We start from the raw sequence: 14,808 nt of genomic DNA on the forward strand, positions 1-14,808 counted from the left end.
ATGCAGCAATTGTCTGCATCGCCGCTTTGTCGTATAACGGCGAGATCAGAATGGATTGAGATAGAGGGCGCCCCTATATTCCGATGGCGAACAACCTATGACTTTGCGGAACACTCTGCTGAAATAAAAAGGATTCCTGAACCCCAGCGTCTCGCTTATCTCCGAAATATTCAGGTTGGATTCTCTCATTAATCGGACTGCCTTATCCATTACAATCCGAGCGTTATAGGATTGAATCGTGCTTCCGGTCTTCGTTCGAAACACTTCACATAGATAGCTGTAATTCATCGCAAGAGAAGCCGAGATTTCCTCCGAATGAAGAGAATAGCCCTCTTTCTGCTCCAGATAATCCATGATTCGCTGGACGGTACGATCAGACTTAGTCAGTGTCCTGGCAGCTCGCTGCTCTCTGTATAGGTCAAGGAACAGCTCCGTCACTTGCAGGGCTAAGGAAATCCCGCGGAAAGGATCTTTGGAACGAAACCGTTCGAGAGATGCGTCCAGTCTAATCTTCAGCATCGTTGGATTTAAGATCGTGCCATGTTTGGGAAGCTTGAAGCGCTTGTCATATTCATCACTTGAGATCGAGTAGGAGTGATAGCTGTCCAAGCTGTCATCTTCGTGCGGATCACCGTCCGTTACTGCGTGGCTATAAAAATGAATCCAGTACCAGGAGGTGCCGGCAGGCGTCAATCGCTCCCCCCAATGATGCAGGCCGCTTCGAAGGAATAGGAACTGAGCCGGCTTGACCACATATTCGCGATCTTCCTCCCGGACCTGCATCTCGCCTTCGGTCACATAGAGGAACACGTCCCAGTCCAACCTTCTATCAGGGTGCGCATAAAGCTGACTTATGCTATGAAAACCTAAATCCTGTACGCGCAATATTCGATCACAATGCAGAGCGATATCAGTATCCATCTGCTAACCTCCTACTATCATACCTTTATAGTCGGATTATAGCCTGAAACGAGATTTCGATAAATACGGACAAAAACCAAAAATCGTATAGGTAATCCAAATCGAATGCATTCAAATAAGACGGGACGCCCGATACAATGAGAATGCAAAAGCAACATGTACAGCACGACTTGACCTTATTGGAATCGAGGTGTTCGAATTGTTTAAGAATTTCAGCTTAGACGATGTCAAATTGACCGACTCGTATTGTGCGCACCGAAGGGAGCTTGTTAAGCGATATGTGAAGGACTTCGATATCGATCGCCTGATGCATACGTTCCTCATCAATGCGGGGTTGCCATCCGACGCCGAGCCGTTAGGTGGATGGGAGGCGGTCGAGTGCGGCCTTAGAGGTCATTTTGTCGGGCATTATCTGTCTGCATGCGCCAGATTTGCCTATGCCGATCAGGACGGATGTCTGAAGGGCAAGGCGTATGAAATCATAGAGACGATGGAAGCATGCGCGAAACCGAACGGCTATTTGAGCGCCTTCGAAGAGGACAAGCTGGATACGCTGGAACTCGAAGAGAACAGATTGGTTTGGGCTCCTTACTATACGCTTCACAAGATCCTGCAGGGCTTAATCGACTGCCATCAGTTTCTTGGCAACGAGAAGGCCTTAACGTTAGCGATGAAACTGGCTTATTACATTCACGGACGGTTCGAGAAGCTGTCCTTCTGGCAAATCGACGGTATTCTCCGCTGCACGAAGGTAAACCCGGCTAATGAATTCGGGGGCATAGGCGATGCGCTCTATACGTTGTATGACATTACGCGCGATGCCAAGGTGCTTGCATTGGCGCAACAATTTGACAGAGGCTATTTTCTCGATCCGCTAGCCGCAGGCAAGGATGTGCTGGATGATCTGCACGCCAATACGCATCTTCCGATGGTGCTTGCCGCTATGCATCGTTACAACATTACCGGCGAGCAGCACTATAAATCAGCCGCAGAGCATTTCTATCATTTCGTTAAGGGAAGGACGTTTGCCAACGGCAATAACAGCTCGAAGGCGACGGCTTTTGCGAAAGGCGGAGTCTCCGAAAGGTCGGAGCATTGGGGCGGATACGGCAGGTTGGAAGAAGCGCTGACGGGAGGCGAGAGCGAAAGCTGCTGTGCGCACAATACCGAAAAAATCGTTGAACGCATGCTAGAATGGTCCGGTTCCATTGAATGCTTGGACCATCTGGAGCAATTGAAGTATAACGCGATCCTAAACAGCGCCAGCCATACGACAGGGTTGTCGCAATATCATCAGCCGATGGGAAGCGGAGCAGTTAAGAGATTCAGCGGGCTGTACGATACGTTCTGGTGCTGTACGGCATCCGGAATGGAGGCCATGAGCGAGTTACAGAAAAATATCTGGTTGCGAAGCGGGGATCGATTGCTGCTGAATGCTTTTATTTCATCTACCGTCTTCTGGAATGAGAAGAAGGTCACGATTGCGCAGCATACGCGTTTTCCTGATGGGCTCACGTCGACCCTTACGATCCGGACTGCGGAGCCTACGGCATTCACACTTATGCTCAAACAAAAAGCGGTCAGAACTGTGGCGATCAATGGGGCTCCGATTCCGTGGGAGAGGACAGACGGTTATATCTTAATCGAACGTATGTTCAATGATCAGGATAAGATCGAGATCACTATTGACGCCCGTCTGCAGATGATCCCGCTTCAAGGTTCCGACCGTTTGGCCGCGATGATGTTCGGACCTGTATTACTTGCTCAATTAGGGCCTCATAAACCGTTGAAGGAGCTGACGAGCAGCAGCATCAATGATCGATTCGTCAGACTAGCGACAGACCGATTAGAGTTTGTCTTGCAGGATGCAGAAGGCAAACCGGTTTCCTTTATCCCGCTATTCCGCGTGGAGGAAGAGGAGTATACGGTGTACTTGGATCTACAGGGAGATTCGAATTCGCAAGAATGGTTCACCTACGCATAAGATGGCAGCACGGCATATGAGCATTCATGAATGTGTCAATACCTAACGACTGTCAGGAGTCGGTGATCAAGCATCGTCTCTCGACTGGCTCGGCGAAACGCCATTCACTTTCTTGAACATCTTCGAGAAGAGGAACGGATCGGTATACCCGACGGAACGGGAGACGTCGCTAATGGATAGGCTGCGGTTCCTAAGAAGAGCAGCGGCCCGTTTCATGCGGAAGTGAAGCAAGTACGTTTGCAGAGAAAGACCGTACTGCTCCTGGAATAGGCTAGATAAATAAGTGCGGTTTAACCCAATGTAATCGGCAATTTGCCGTACGGTGATTTTCTGGCTGTAGTTGTGCTCGATCCATTCCGTCGCTTTGCGTACGTAGGCCTCTTTGGAAGGTGAAGAAGAGACGATTGCGGGCGCGTCGGCGCATTCCATTAATTCGGCGAGGAAGCGGTAGAGCAAGCTTTGAAACATCAACTCGTAGCTTTTGCGGCTTTTGGCTGCGATCAACTCGTCATGCAGGGTTTCGAAGAAGATGGAGTCGTCACGCACGCGGAATACGGGACTGGCCTCATCCAGACCGGCCGATTCCATGAATGATCGGGCCTGGATGCCTCTGAAACCAAGCCAAGTATAAATCCAAGGGTCTTGCTTATTGGCTTCGTATTGAACGATGACGCCTGGAGTAATGAGAAAGCCTTGCTTGGCCGACAACGAATACGACTCCCCGTTGATTCTGAACGTGCCTTTGCCGCTATGAATGTAGTGAATGATATAGGAATCGCGCACCCCGGGCCCCCATGCATGGAGCGGTTCGCACTCCTCGCGTCCATGGAACAGAAGGTTCAAGTCGAGTTGCCGATTGAGTGCTTGATCGAGCAGCATGATTTCAATTTTGCCCATTCGAATTACGCTCCTGATGAAGGATTTATTTGAAGCTTTGCTCGTATTATAACAAGCGATATGTCAATTTCGGAAGATGAATACGCTAACAATCTGGCATTATGACAGGTACAGGCGGGGTTATTCTATGTTGATTTCGTTGCATTGCCGCTATAGTGAATATAGTCCATTACACGAATGAAGGAGGCATTTTCCCACTATGTCCAAAATTACGTTTATAGGTGCGGGCAGTACGGTTTTTGCTAAAAATGTGCTGGGCGATGTGATGCTGACGCCAGCGCTGGCAGGCTTCGAGCTTGCGTTATTCGATATCGATGCCGAGCGGCTGCGCGACTCGGAGCAGCTGCTGAACAATATTCGGGAGACGTCCGGCAGCAACTGCACGATCAGAGCTTATTCTGACCGCAAGGAAGCGCTTCGCGGGGCCAAGTATGTCATTAACGCCATTCAGGTTGGCGGTTATGATCCTTGCACGATAACCGATTTCGAAATTCCTAAGAAGTACGGTCTTCGTCAGACGATTGCGGACACGATCGGAATCGGGGGCATTTTCCGTAATTTGCGCACGATTCCTGTCATGCTGGATTTCGCGAAGGACATTCAAGAGGTTTGTCCCGATGCATGGTTCCTGAACTACACCAACCCGATGGCTGTGCTTACGAATGTGATGACCAGCGTCGGCGGCGTGAAGACGGTCGGCTTGTGCCACAGCGTGCAAGTATGCGTGCCGCACCTGTTCGATTCGCTCGGCATGGAGTTCGCTGGCGTGGAAACCAAAATCGCCGGCATCAATCATATGGCTTGGCTGCTGGAAGCCAAGAAGGATGGCGTCGATCTGTATCCGGAGATTAAACGTCGTGCTATCGAGAAACAGAAGGAGAAGCATCATGATATGGTGCGCTTCGAGCTGATGCTGCGTTTCGGCTACTATGTGACCGAGTCCTCCGAGCATAATGCCGAATATCATCCGTATTTCATCAAACGGAATTACCCGGAGCTGATCGATCGCTTCAATATCCCGCTGGACGAGTATCCGCGCCGCTGCATCGAGCAGATCAAAGGCTGGCAGAGCATGCGGGAATCGCTGCTGGCTAATCGCAATCTGGAGCATCAACGCAGCCATGAATATGCTTCCTATATGATGGAGGCGATGGAGACGAACAAGCCGTTCAAGATCGGCGGCAACGTTCTCAACACCGGACTCATTACGAATCTGCCGAAAGAAGCTTGCGTCGAAGTGCCATGTCTAGTGGATGCTTCCGGCGTGACGCCTACTTATGTGGGCGATCTGCCTCCGCAGTTAGCGGCGCTCAACCGAACGAATATTAACACGCAGCTGCTGACGATCGAAGCGGCGGTAACTGGCAAACGGGAACATATTTATCATGCTGCGCTGCTTGATCCGCATACCTCCGCAGAGCTGTCGATCGATGATATCGTAGCGATGTGCGATGATCTGATCGAAGCGCATGGCAGCTGGTTGCCGGCGTACAAATAACGACCATATTAAAGTGACAAGGCTCCTCGCGATGCGGGGGAGCCTTGCTTATTCTGCTTTATGAACATGATGTTCGATAGTAAAGCCAACGAATTCATTGCTAAAATGCTTGAATGTCTGCATTGTGCGGTTTTATAGCCAGATAATCATGGTAAAATGTCTAACCGAGCTATATATTCAAAAAATATAGGCGATAGCTGCAGAGAAGAGAAGGATCGTTGTGTCGATTATCGAAACCGTTTTCGAACTATTGGTTCGCGCAGTCTTTCGTAAGGCTGAAACAAAATATGAATTGGAGGTTTCCGTGTGAATCAGAATACGCTTTATCATGAAGATCCTCAGCAATTGCATATTAATACGGAAAAAAATCGCAACTATTTTATCCCTTTTTCTCCAGAGCAGGATGCGTTTGCGCCGAGAGAACAATCCGGTCGCCTCTTTCTATTAAACGGACAGTGGAACTTCAGGTATTATGATAGCTTTGAAGACCTGGAAGAAAACTTCTTAGAGATAAATGAATATGCCCGAATCCCCGTTCCATCCAATTGGCAATTGCATGGTTACGATGTGCCGCAATATACGAACGTTCACTACCCGATTCCTTATGATCCTCCTTATGTGCCCGATCAAAATCCAACTGGTGTGTATAACCGGAAATTTAATGTTGATTTATCCGATGGACTCGAGCGGTTTTTAAACTTTGAGGGTGTCGACAGCTGTTTCTATCTTTATATTAACAACCAATTTGTCGGTTACAGCCAAGTATCGCACATGACAAGCGAGTTTAATATTACCCAATACCTTGTCAGCGGCACGAATGCCGTTACAGTCGTTGTGCTCAAATGGTGTGACGGCACCTATCTCGAGGATCAAGATAAATGGCGAATGTCCGGCATCTATCGAGATGTATATCTACTATCAAGACCGAAGCATAAGATCGATGGTTTCCGCATTACGTCCAAGCTCTATGATTGCTACGCGAAAGCGGATATAACGGTCGATGTAACGGCAGCAGCGGAAGTTACGGTGAAAGTCTTCGATGAAAGCGACGAATTGCTTGGTGAAAAACATCTTCAAGACGGAGAAACAACTGCCTTATTCAGCATCGATCATCCTAGCTTGTGGAACGCAGAACATCCCTATTTGTACAAGGTTACCCTGCAAACAGAAGAAGAGCTCATTGGGGAAAAAGTGGGTCTGCGAGAGATAAACGTTAACAACGGAGTTATTCGTTTGAATGGTGCAGCTGTGAAGTTCAAAGGAGTCAATCGCCACGACTGCGATCCTGTAACCGGAGCGGTTATTAACAGAGAGCAAATGTTGGTTGATCTCCATCTAATGAAACAGCATAACATTAACAGCATCCGTACATCGCACTACCCGAACAGCCCTATATTCCTTCAGTTGTGCGATGAGCTTGGTTTCTATGTGATTGATGAGGCGGACCTCGAATCCCATGGTTCTGTAGAAGCCGCGCATACGCAAGAGAACAACGGCGATTATTCCGGCATTGCGCTGCTCGTTGTACGGGACGACTATGAGAAAGCGATTCTAGATCGAATCGATCTCATGATTACAAGAGATATTAATCGCCCTAGCGTTCTGCTTTGGTCGCTGGGCAATGAGGCCGGCTATAGCAAAAACATGGAGAAAGCCGCCAAGTACGTCAAACAATATGATCCGACAAGACTAGTCCACTATCAAAGCATGCATGAATTAGAAGGCGAGGAAAAAGCGGACGACAGCGAAGCGGTCTTGGATGTCGTGTCGACCATGTATTCCTCATCGGAGTGGATGCAAAACGATTTTCTAAATAATGAAAACGAAAAGCGTCCGTTTCTATTGTGCGAGTACAGTCATGCCATGGGGAATAGCTCCGGGGATTTGGAGGACTATTGGAAAGTCATTTATTCCAATGACAGATTTGGCGGCGGCTTTATTTGGGAATGGTGCGATCATGGGATCGAAATAGGCAAGGACAGCAACGGCAAAGCGAAATATGCCTACGGCGGGGACTTTAATGAAGCGCGCCACGATGGGAATTTCTGCATCGATGGATTAGTTTATCCGGACCGAACTCCCCATACCGGATTGAAGGAAGCGAAAAACGTCTATCGTCCGATTCGAATTAAGCCGGTTTCCATCTCGGACGGGATATTCGAATTCATCAATACGTATGATTTTTTCGATCTCTCCGATAAGCTTGAATGTAACGTTGAGGTTACAGACCTTGGGAAAGCGATTCTGAAAGAGAAGCTGGATATTGAAGTTCCGGCCAAATCCTCTCGAATCATTACGATGCCAAGACTTGCAGGATTAACCGGTTCAAGTGTTTATGCACGGTTTATTTTTACGCAAAAGCAGGACGCCCCATGGGCCGATAAAGGCTATGAGGTAGGATTCGATCAAATCGCAATATGCGCAGAACGCCGAATCATTAAGCCTTCTTCACATGGGATTGCACCTATTCATTATTCGGAGGACAAAAAACATATTCATATTTCCGGCGAAAACTTCGAGTATCGATTCAATAAATCGATTGCGCTTTTTGATCGATTGCTATTCAACAATAGAACGTTAATTGAGAAACCGATGGAATATAACGCCTTCAGAGCGCCGACCGATAATGAGTGGATAAAAGGAGAATGGAATAAGTTTAGCTTAAGAAATCTTACGACCAAGGTTTACGAGACATCGGCGGAACAATCGGATACTCACGTTTTAATCCGTTCCCGAATCGCGCTGGGAGGCCATTCCTATCACAATACGTTTCAATTGCAGACGGAAACAATCATTTTCGATAGCGGAGAAATTAAAATGAAGTATGCCGTTCAAGTCGCGGATAAGCGTCCATACTTGCCGCGTTTCGGCGTAAGATTATTTATGAACCATCAATTTGACCAGGTGGAATACTACGGCTACGGCCCTTATGAAAGCTATTCAGACAAGCATCGGGCATCTTATATGGGTATTTTCGCGCAACCGATTTCCGCGATGCATGAGGATTATATTAAACCGCAGGAAAACTCCTCCCATTGGGGCTGCGAATATGTGACAATCAAAGCCGGCGATTTGAAGGTCAATTTCGAAGCGGACCAATCCTTTGCATTCAATGCTTCGGAATATACGCAGGAAGAATTGGCGGCCAAGAAACACCATTACGAGTTGGAGAAGAGCGGATATTCCGTTGTTTGCATTGATTACAAACAATCAGGCATAGGCTCAGCCAGCTGCGGACCTTTTTTAATGGATCAATATCAATTGAACGAGAAACAATTCGAATTCGAGTTCTGGATCAAGCCAACCGAAACACAATTTGTCAATCCGTGATTCTGGATAATTAGGATTGAAATACAGAAAGGACGTTCCCAGCTTTCGCTTGGGAGCGTCCTTTACTTTTCCCTATTTGCAACTAGTCGGTCGTGTTCAGGAGATCCTTGGCTTTCTGTACTTATTCCAATTCGATCTTGAAGACTACAGGAACAATGCTTTGTATCGTTGTTGTTCGAATCAATAACGAATCGCGATCTCGCTCCCAAGTCGGCTTTTCATCGAAACCAAGGATATGAATATCTCGGATCAGGCCATGGTAGTGTTTAGAGTGTTCTTTGAGCGCATGGATGCGCACGAGGCCGTCTTCCGGGTATGCCATGACTGTTGCATAAAGATATTGACCCTTTGTCGTGAAACGGATATCTGAACTTGTAAAAGCAGTGGTCGAACCGTCCGTGAATTGACCTTCTCTAACCTCTGTCGGCCCCTCGCCGAACGTTTTCCAACACGTGGTTTCGTATATCGATTCCCCGTTGATCCGCAGCCAGTCTCCGATTGCTAGCAAGATCTCGCGGTCCTCATCAGGTATCGTACCGTCCGCTTTGGGTCCGATATTGAGCAGCAGGCTGCCGTTCTTGCTGACGATGTCGATTAAACTCTGAATGACTTCCAGCGAGGATTTATAATCGTTGCCAGGAGTATAGCACCAGGAGTTTCTGGCGACGGCCGTGTCGGTTTGCCAGAAGTACGATTTCAGCTCCGCAAACTGACCTCTCTCCACATCCGGGACCGCAGTGCCAAACATATAAGCGTCGTGTTTATAATTGATGGCAACCGGATATCCCCACTCAACGCCTCTATTATAGTAATAAGCCGCAAATTTCTTAAGGTAAGGTTTGAAAGCGGTCGTTTGAATCCACCAATCGAAGTAAAAAATTTTGGGCCGATACCGGTCCACAAGTTCGCAGCAGCGAAGCAGCCAGTCATCTAAGAACGCTTGATCCGGAGGGGACCCGGCCAAGTCCTGATGATCGGGTTCGGGCATCGCCGGCCAATAGAAATCCCCGCATGTCAGCGGTTCGACGATATCCGAATCAAATTGCTTGCCGCGAGACATAAAGAACCAATGCTCCGCACGGTGGGATGAAACGCAAAATTCCAGACCTTTGTGCTCGAAGGCGGTTTTCATCTCGGCTAGAAGATCTTTGCCCGGACCCATAGCGTAAGCGTTAAATGGTGAAAGATCGCTTTTATACATTTGAAAACCATCGTGATGTTCAGCAACGTGCATGACGTACTTGGCTCCGCTGCGGTTAAACAACTCAGCCCATTCTTCCGCGTCGAACCGCTCCGCTTGAAACATAGGAATGAAATCTTTGTATCCGAACTGTTTGTGTTCTCCGTAGGTGCGTATGTGGTGATTGTACTCCTCTGAATCTTTTATATACATGTTGCGCGGATACCATTCGCCTCTGAACGCGGGTACCGAATAAACGCCCCAGTGAATAAAAATGCCGAATTTAGCTTTTCGATACCATGCGGGAACTTCAAACGCTGCGAGTGAGTCCCAATCGTCTTTGAACGGCCCATTCGTGATGGTATTTTCAATGGCTTCCAACCTCTTTGCTCGATCCATTGTGCAGGTATTCCCCTCTCAAGTTTTTTCTCCTTCATCATAATGAAAGGGGATGATGGATAAAATGGCTATTTCTCATACGATTTTGTAGATTACTAACTTTCTTTCAGGTTTAAGAGGAAGTTCGTATAGTGTCGAGAGGCTTATTAATCTATGAACGACCTATCAACAGATGTAAACGACAGTTGCGGAAGAAACATTTGTTCGCATACTGCCATCTGCCAGAAAGTTGGGCTACAATAGAAAGTAGAGTTATTGATAGAATAGTGGAATTGGCTATAAGAAGTTTAGCTGCTTGATTACTAGAATTACATTGGAGCGTGACGAACGAATGAAGCTGTTTCATACGGCCGACTGGCATCTCGGCAAGCTCGTGCAAGGCGTATATATGACGGACGACCAGCGTTATGCACTGGAGCAATTCGTCCAAGCAGTCGCAGAGGAGAAGCCCGATGCAGTCATTATTGCAGGCGATCTCTATGATCGCGCGATTCCGCCGACAGAGGCGGTCGAGCTCCTAGACGAACTGCTTCGCAAGCTCGTCATCGATTGCGAGACACCGGTGCTCGCCATTTCGGGCAATCATGATAGCCCCGACCGGCTGGATTTTGGCACGCGGCTGATGGAAAACCGCGGTTTGCATCTCGCAGGACGGCTGCGTGCGGACTTGAAGCCGATCGTGCTCAATGACGAGCACGGTCCTGTCCATGTGTACTTAGTTCCCTATGCGGATCCAGCGCAGGTGAGAATAACGCTGGATGACGAGACGATTCGCTCGCACGATGATGCGATGCGGGCCATTGCTGCACGGATAGAGGCGGATGCTGATCCGAACGCGCGGCGCATTCTCGTCGGACATGCTTTCGTTACGCCTGGGGGAGAACCTCAGGCGAACACGAGCGACTCCGAGCGGCCGCTGGCGATCGGCGGTGCTGAGCATGTGAGCGCGATTCATTTCAAGAGTTTCCATTATACAGCGCTTGGCCACTTGCACCAGGCGCACCATGTCGGCGATGAACGAATCCGTTACGCAGGATCGCCGCTCAAATATTCGATTTCCGAAGAAACGCACCGCAAAGGCTGGCTCATCGTCGAACTTGACGAGGCAGGCAACGCGACGGTTCAGAAACGTGAGATCAAGCCGCTGCGCGATATGCGCCGGGTGTCGGCGTCGATAGAGGAGATCGAGACACAGCACAAATCTAGCGACGACTATGTGTTCGTCACGCTGCAGAACGATAACCCCGTACTATTCCCGATGGAAAAGGTACGCGCCGTGTATCCGAATGCCCTTCATGTCGAACGTCGTGTTCGGTCATTGCAAACGGATGGTACTGAAGACCATGCAGAGAACAGTGCCGGAAGCCGGCGGGACGCGGATCCGATCGACCTGTTTGCAAGCTTTTACCGCGAAGTGAAAGGCATGCCGCTCGAGGACGAGAAGCGCAAGTTGTTCGCTGACACGTTCATGGATGTCATGAAGAAGGAAGGGGGCGCCGTATGAGACCGATTAAGCTTACGCTGACTGCATTCGGACCGTACCGGGACGGCGAGACGATCGATTTTACTAAGCTAGGCACGCATCGGCTGTTCGTTATTTCGGGCAATACGGGCGCTGGCAAAACGACGATTTTTGACGCCATCTGTTTTGCGTTATACGGAGCAGCGAGCGGCGAGGATCGTGCGGAGACACGAATGCTGCGGAGCCATTTTGCAGGCGATGATTCGTATACATCGGTTGAATTTGATTTTGCCGTGGGGAAACGGTCTTATCGGGTGTTTCGCCAGCTGCCGCACCGCAAGGCGGGCAATAAGAGCGAGACGCCGGGCAAAGCGGAGCTGTATGAGACGACTTCAGGCGAAGCGGTGCCATGTGTCGACCGATTCATGATTACAGATGTGAACAACAAGCTGGAGACGATAATCGGGCTGACGAAGGATCAGTTCAGCCAGATCGTCATGCTGCCGCAGGGTGAATTCCGCAAGCTGCTCACATCCGACACGGATAATAAGGAAGATATTCTTCGACGTATCTTCCGGACGGATTTGTATCGCAAGCTGGAAGAGCGATTTCAACAGCAGCACCGCGAGCTGAAGGACGAAGCGACGAAGGCGCGGACGCGCCTTGACGTTATAATCGGGCAAGCGGGCGACATGCTTCCGCAGCGCGCCGAGAGCGCGCTCGCAGCTGTGCTTGCGCAGCCGTATCGCGGCGCGGCGCAGATGCTGGATGCGCTCGCGCAGGAGGCGGTGCATTACCGCGAAGCGGCCGGCGCAGCCGAAGGGCGCAAGGCGGCGGCCAGCGAGCGGCTCGCCGCGGAGGAGGCGCAGCTGCGCGAGGCGCTCGCGCGCAATGGCCGCTTCGCGGAGCTCGCGACGCGTCGAGCTCGCGCGGCCGAGCTCGAGCAGCAGCGGCCCGCGGCGGAGGCGCGCGAGCGGCAGCTGGCGCTCGCCGAGCGTGCGGCGCGGCTTGAGCCGCACGAGGAGCGAGCGGCCCGCGCGGCAGCCGACGCGGCTGCGAAGCGCGAGCGGCTCGCCGCCGCGTTAGCAGCGGCGGAAGCGGCCGCGTCGGCGCTCGCAGACGCGGAGCTGCGCCAGCGCGCGGAGGCGGCGCGCGAGCCGGAGCGGCGCGCGGCGGAGCGCGAAGCGGAGCGGCTGGCGGCGCTGGCGCCGCTCGTGCAGACGCTCGCGGAGCGGCGCAACGAGGTCGAGCGTCTGCTCGGCGCAGAGCGCGCGCTTGCGGCGAAGCAGCAGGAAGCCGATCGAGCGCTGGCGCAGCTGCGCGAGACGAAGCAGGCGGCAGCCGCTCGCATCGCGGAGGCAGAAGCGGCGACGGCCAAGCTGCCGGAGCTGCAGGAACAGCTTCAACGGCTGCGGGACAAGTACCGGCTGCTAGATGATCTGGTGGTGGCAGAACGCGACTACAAGGAGTTCACTCGCCAAGAAACGGAACATAAGCAATACGTTCAAAAGCTTCGCAGCGAGCATGATCGGCTGGAGTCTGCATGGTTGGAAGGGCAGGCAAGTTTGCTCGCCGTGCATCTGCATGACGGCAAGCCATGCCCGGTATGCGGCAGTGCCGAACATCCCGCGAAGGCGCAGCCATCGTCTGAGCTTCCATCCCGCGAAGCGCTGCAGCAGTTAAAGCAGCAGCTTCAGAAGGCCGAGCACGATCTGAGTACAGCATCAGCACAAGCAGCATCGGCACAGGAAGGTCGAAACCGCCGCGGCGGCGACATTGCCGAATACGACATTCAGCTTGACTCAGACCTGGCGGAGCAGTTGGCTGCTTCGAAGAAGGAAGGCTCACGGCTGCGGGAAGAGACGGACCGACTGAAGCAGATCAATACCGAATTAACTGCTCTGCGTGAGCATGCAGCACATGCAGATCGTCAGCTCGATGCACGCTTGCAGGAGAAGGATGAGCTCGCAGCGCATCTGCAAGCAGCCGTCTCCGATCGCAGCGCGAAGCAATCGCGTCTTGAAGCGGATATGGAGGCCGTCGAAGAGACGCTGCGTACGCCGGAGCAGTTGAACGCTCGCATCACGGCGGTTCGTCAAGCAGCGGACAAGCTTCATGCCGCATGGAAAACGGCAGAAGAAGCGCTGCAAGCTGCAACAACCAAGTTGGCAGAGCAACGTGCGTCAGCAGAGCAATTGACCCATACGGTGGCAGAAGCAGAAGTGGAACAGGCGGAATCGGCGGCACGTTTCCAAGCTGAGCTAGCAAAGGATGGATTCGCGGACGCTGATAGCTATCGCGAGGTGAAGTTGCCTGAACCAACACGCGCTTCGCTTAAGGCGGAAGCGCAAGCTTACCGCACGGCGGTGGCAGCGGCAACCGAAGGAATCGTCCAGCTGGAGCAAGCGCTTGAAGGTCAGTCGCCGATTGATACGGCATCGCTGGAACAAGCGCTCACCGACCTGAAAGCGGAGTTGGAGCAAGTCGTAAATCAGCTTCAAACCGCAGATCGTTACGCGAACGAGGCTGATCGCCTTCGTACTGCAGTTGCAGAAGCAGGCGGACGCTGCACGGAGCTGGAGCAACAGCTTGAGCAGGTTGCCGACTTGTACAGCATGATGAAAGGCGACAACGCGCTCAAAATCTCATTCGAGCGTTATATCCTTATCGAATATCTCGATCAAATTCTACATGCAGCGAACGAACGGCTGCGCGGCTTGTCCGACGGACAATTCGTCCTGCAGCGGAGCGATCGGCTTGAAGCGCGTGGCAAGCAGAGCGGACTCGGGCTTGATGTGTACGATGCGTACACCGGACAGAATCGGGATGTCAAATCATTGTCCGGCGGCGAGAAGTTTAACGCTTCGCTTGCGCTGGCACTAGGTATGACGGATGTGATCCAATCCCATCAGGGCGGCATTTCGATCGAGATGATGTTTATTGACGAAGGGTTTGGCTCTCTAGATGAAGAATCTTTAGGCAAAGCGATTCAGACGCTCATCGATCTGCAGAAAGCAGGGCGGATGATCGGGGTCATTTCCCACGTGCAGGAGCTTAAACAGACGTTCCCGGCGATGATCGAGGTTACCAAGACGAAGGAAGGTTACAGTCGAACGGCTATCACGCTTAAATAGACA

Annotated in this window: 8 protein-coding genes; 5 read left to right on the forward strand and 3 right to left on the reverse strand. The window is 51.1% G+C overall.

The genetic code is table 11. From position 1 onward, the window contains the following. Positions 1-45 precede the first annotated feature (45 nt). Positions 46-921 carry an AraC family transcriptional regulator gene (locus H8B09_RS02435; protein ID WP_191201880.1) on the reverse strand — a complete coding sequence of 292 codons (876 nt, stop codon included), beginning with the start codon at positions 919-921 and terminating at the stop codon, positions 46-48. Between the two features lie 190 nt (positions 922-1,111). Here H8B09_RS02435 and H8B09_RS02440 point away from each other — a divergent pair, with 190 nt between their 5' ends. Continuing rightward, positions 1,112-2,905, forward strand: a complete 1,794-nt coding sequence (locus tag H8B09_RS02440) for a beta-L-arabinofuranosidase domain-containing protein (RefSeq protein WP_318152519.1) — start codon at positions 1,112-1,114, stop codon at positions 2,903-2,905. 66 nt (positions 2,906-2,971) lie between these two features. On the opposite strand, the gene H8B09_RS02445 is transcribed toward H8B09_RS02440, so the two are convergent. Further along, the gene (locus H8B09_RS02445) at positions 2,972-3,802 is read right to left on the reverse strand and encodes an AraC family transcriptional regulator (RefSeq protein ID WP_191201881.1); all 831 of its coding nucleotides are present in this window, start codon (positions 3,800-3,802) and stop codon (positions 2,972-2,974) included. 199 nt (positions 3,803-4,001) lie between these two features. Here H8B09_RS02445 and H8B09_RS02450 point away from each other — a divergent pair, with 199 nt between their 5' ends. Continuing rightward, on the forward strand, positions 4,002-5,300 hold the full coding sequence (locus tag H8B09_RS02450) for an alpha-glucosidase/alpha-galactosidase (protein WP_191201882.1): 1,299 nt from the start codon (positions 4,002-4,004) through the stop codon (positions 5,298-5,300). 306 nt (positions 5,301-5,606) lie between these two features. Continuing rightward, on the forward strand, positions 5,607-8,630 hold the full coding sequence (locus tag H8B09_RS02455) for a glycoside hydrolase family 2 TIM barrel-domain containing protein (RefSeq protein WP_191201883.1): 3,024 nt from the start codon (positions 5,607-5,609) through the stop codon (positions 8,628-8,630). A 121-nt stretch (positions 8,631-8,751) separates the two neighbouring features. Here the strand turns inward: H8B09_RS02455 and H8B09_RS02460 are convergent, their stop codons facing one another. After that, complete coding sequence (locus H8B09_RS02460) at positions 8,752-10,191, reverse strand: alpha-L-fucosidase (protein ID WP_224753210.1); 1,440 nt, start codon at positions 10,189-10,191, stop codon at positions 8,752-8,754. Positions 10,192-10,540: 349 nt separating this feature from the next. On the opposite strand from H8B09_RS02460, the gene H8B09_RS02465 reads away from it, so the two are divergent. Together H8B09_RS02465 and H8B09_RS02470 are read left to right on the forward strand one after the other, a co-directional pair. Then, complete coding sequence (locus tag H8B09_RS02465; protein WP_191201885.1) at positions 10,541-11,713, forward strand: exonuclease SbcCD subunit D; 1,173 nt, start codon at positions 10,541-10,543, stop codon at positions 11,711-11,713. Continuing rightward, positions 11,710-14,805: an AAA family ATPase gene (locus H8B09_RS02470; protein WP_191201886.1), complete on the forward strand. Its 3,096-nt coding sequence runs from the start codon at positions 11,710-11,712 to the stop codon at positions 14,803-14,805. Before H8B09_RS02465 ends, H8B09_RS02470 begins: the two co-directional genes overlap by 4 nt. The last annotated feature ends 3 nt before the right edge of the window (positions 14,806-14,808 follow it).

It is taken from the genome of Paenibacillus terricola (assembly GCF_014779765.1).
GTDB lineage: Bacteria > Bacillota > Bacilli > Paenibacillales > Paenibacillaceae > Paenibacillus_T > Paenibacillus_T terricola.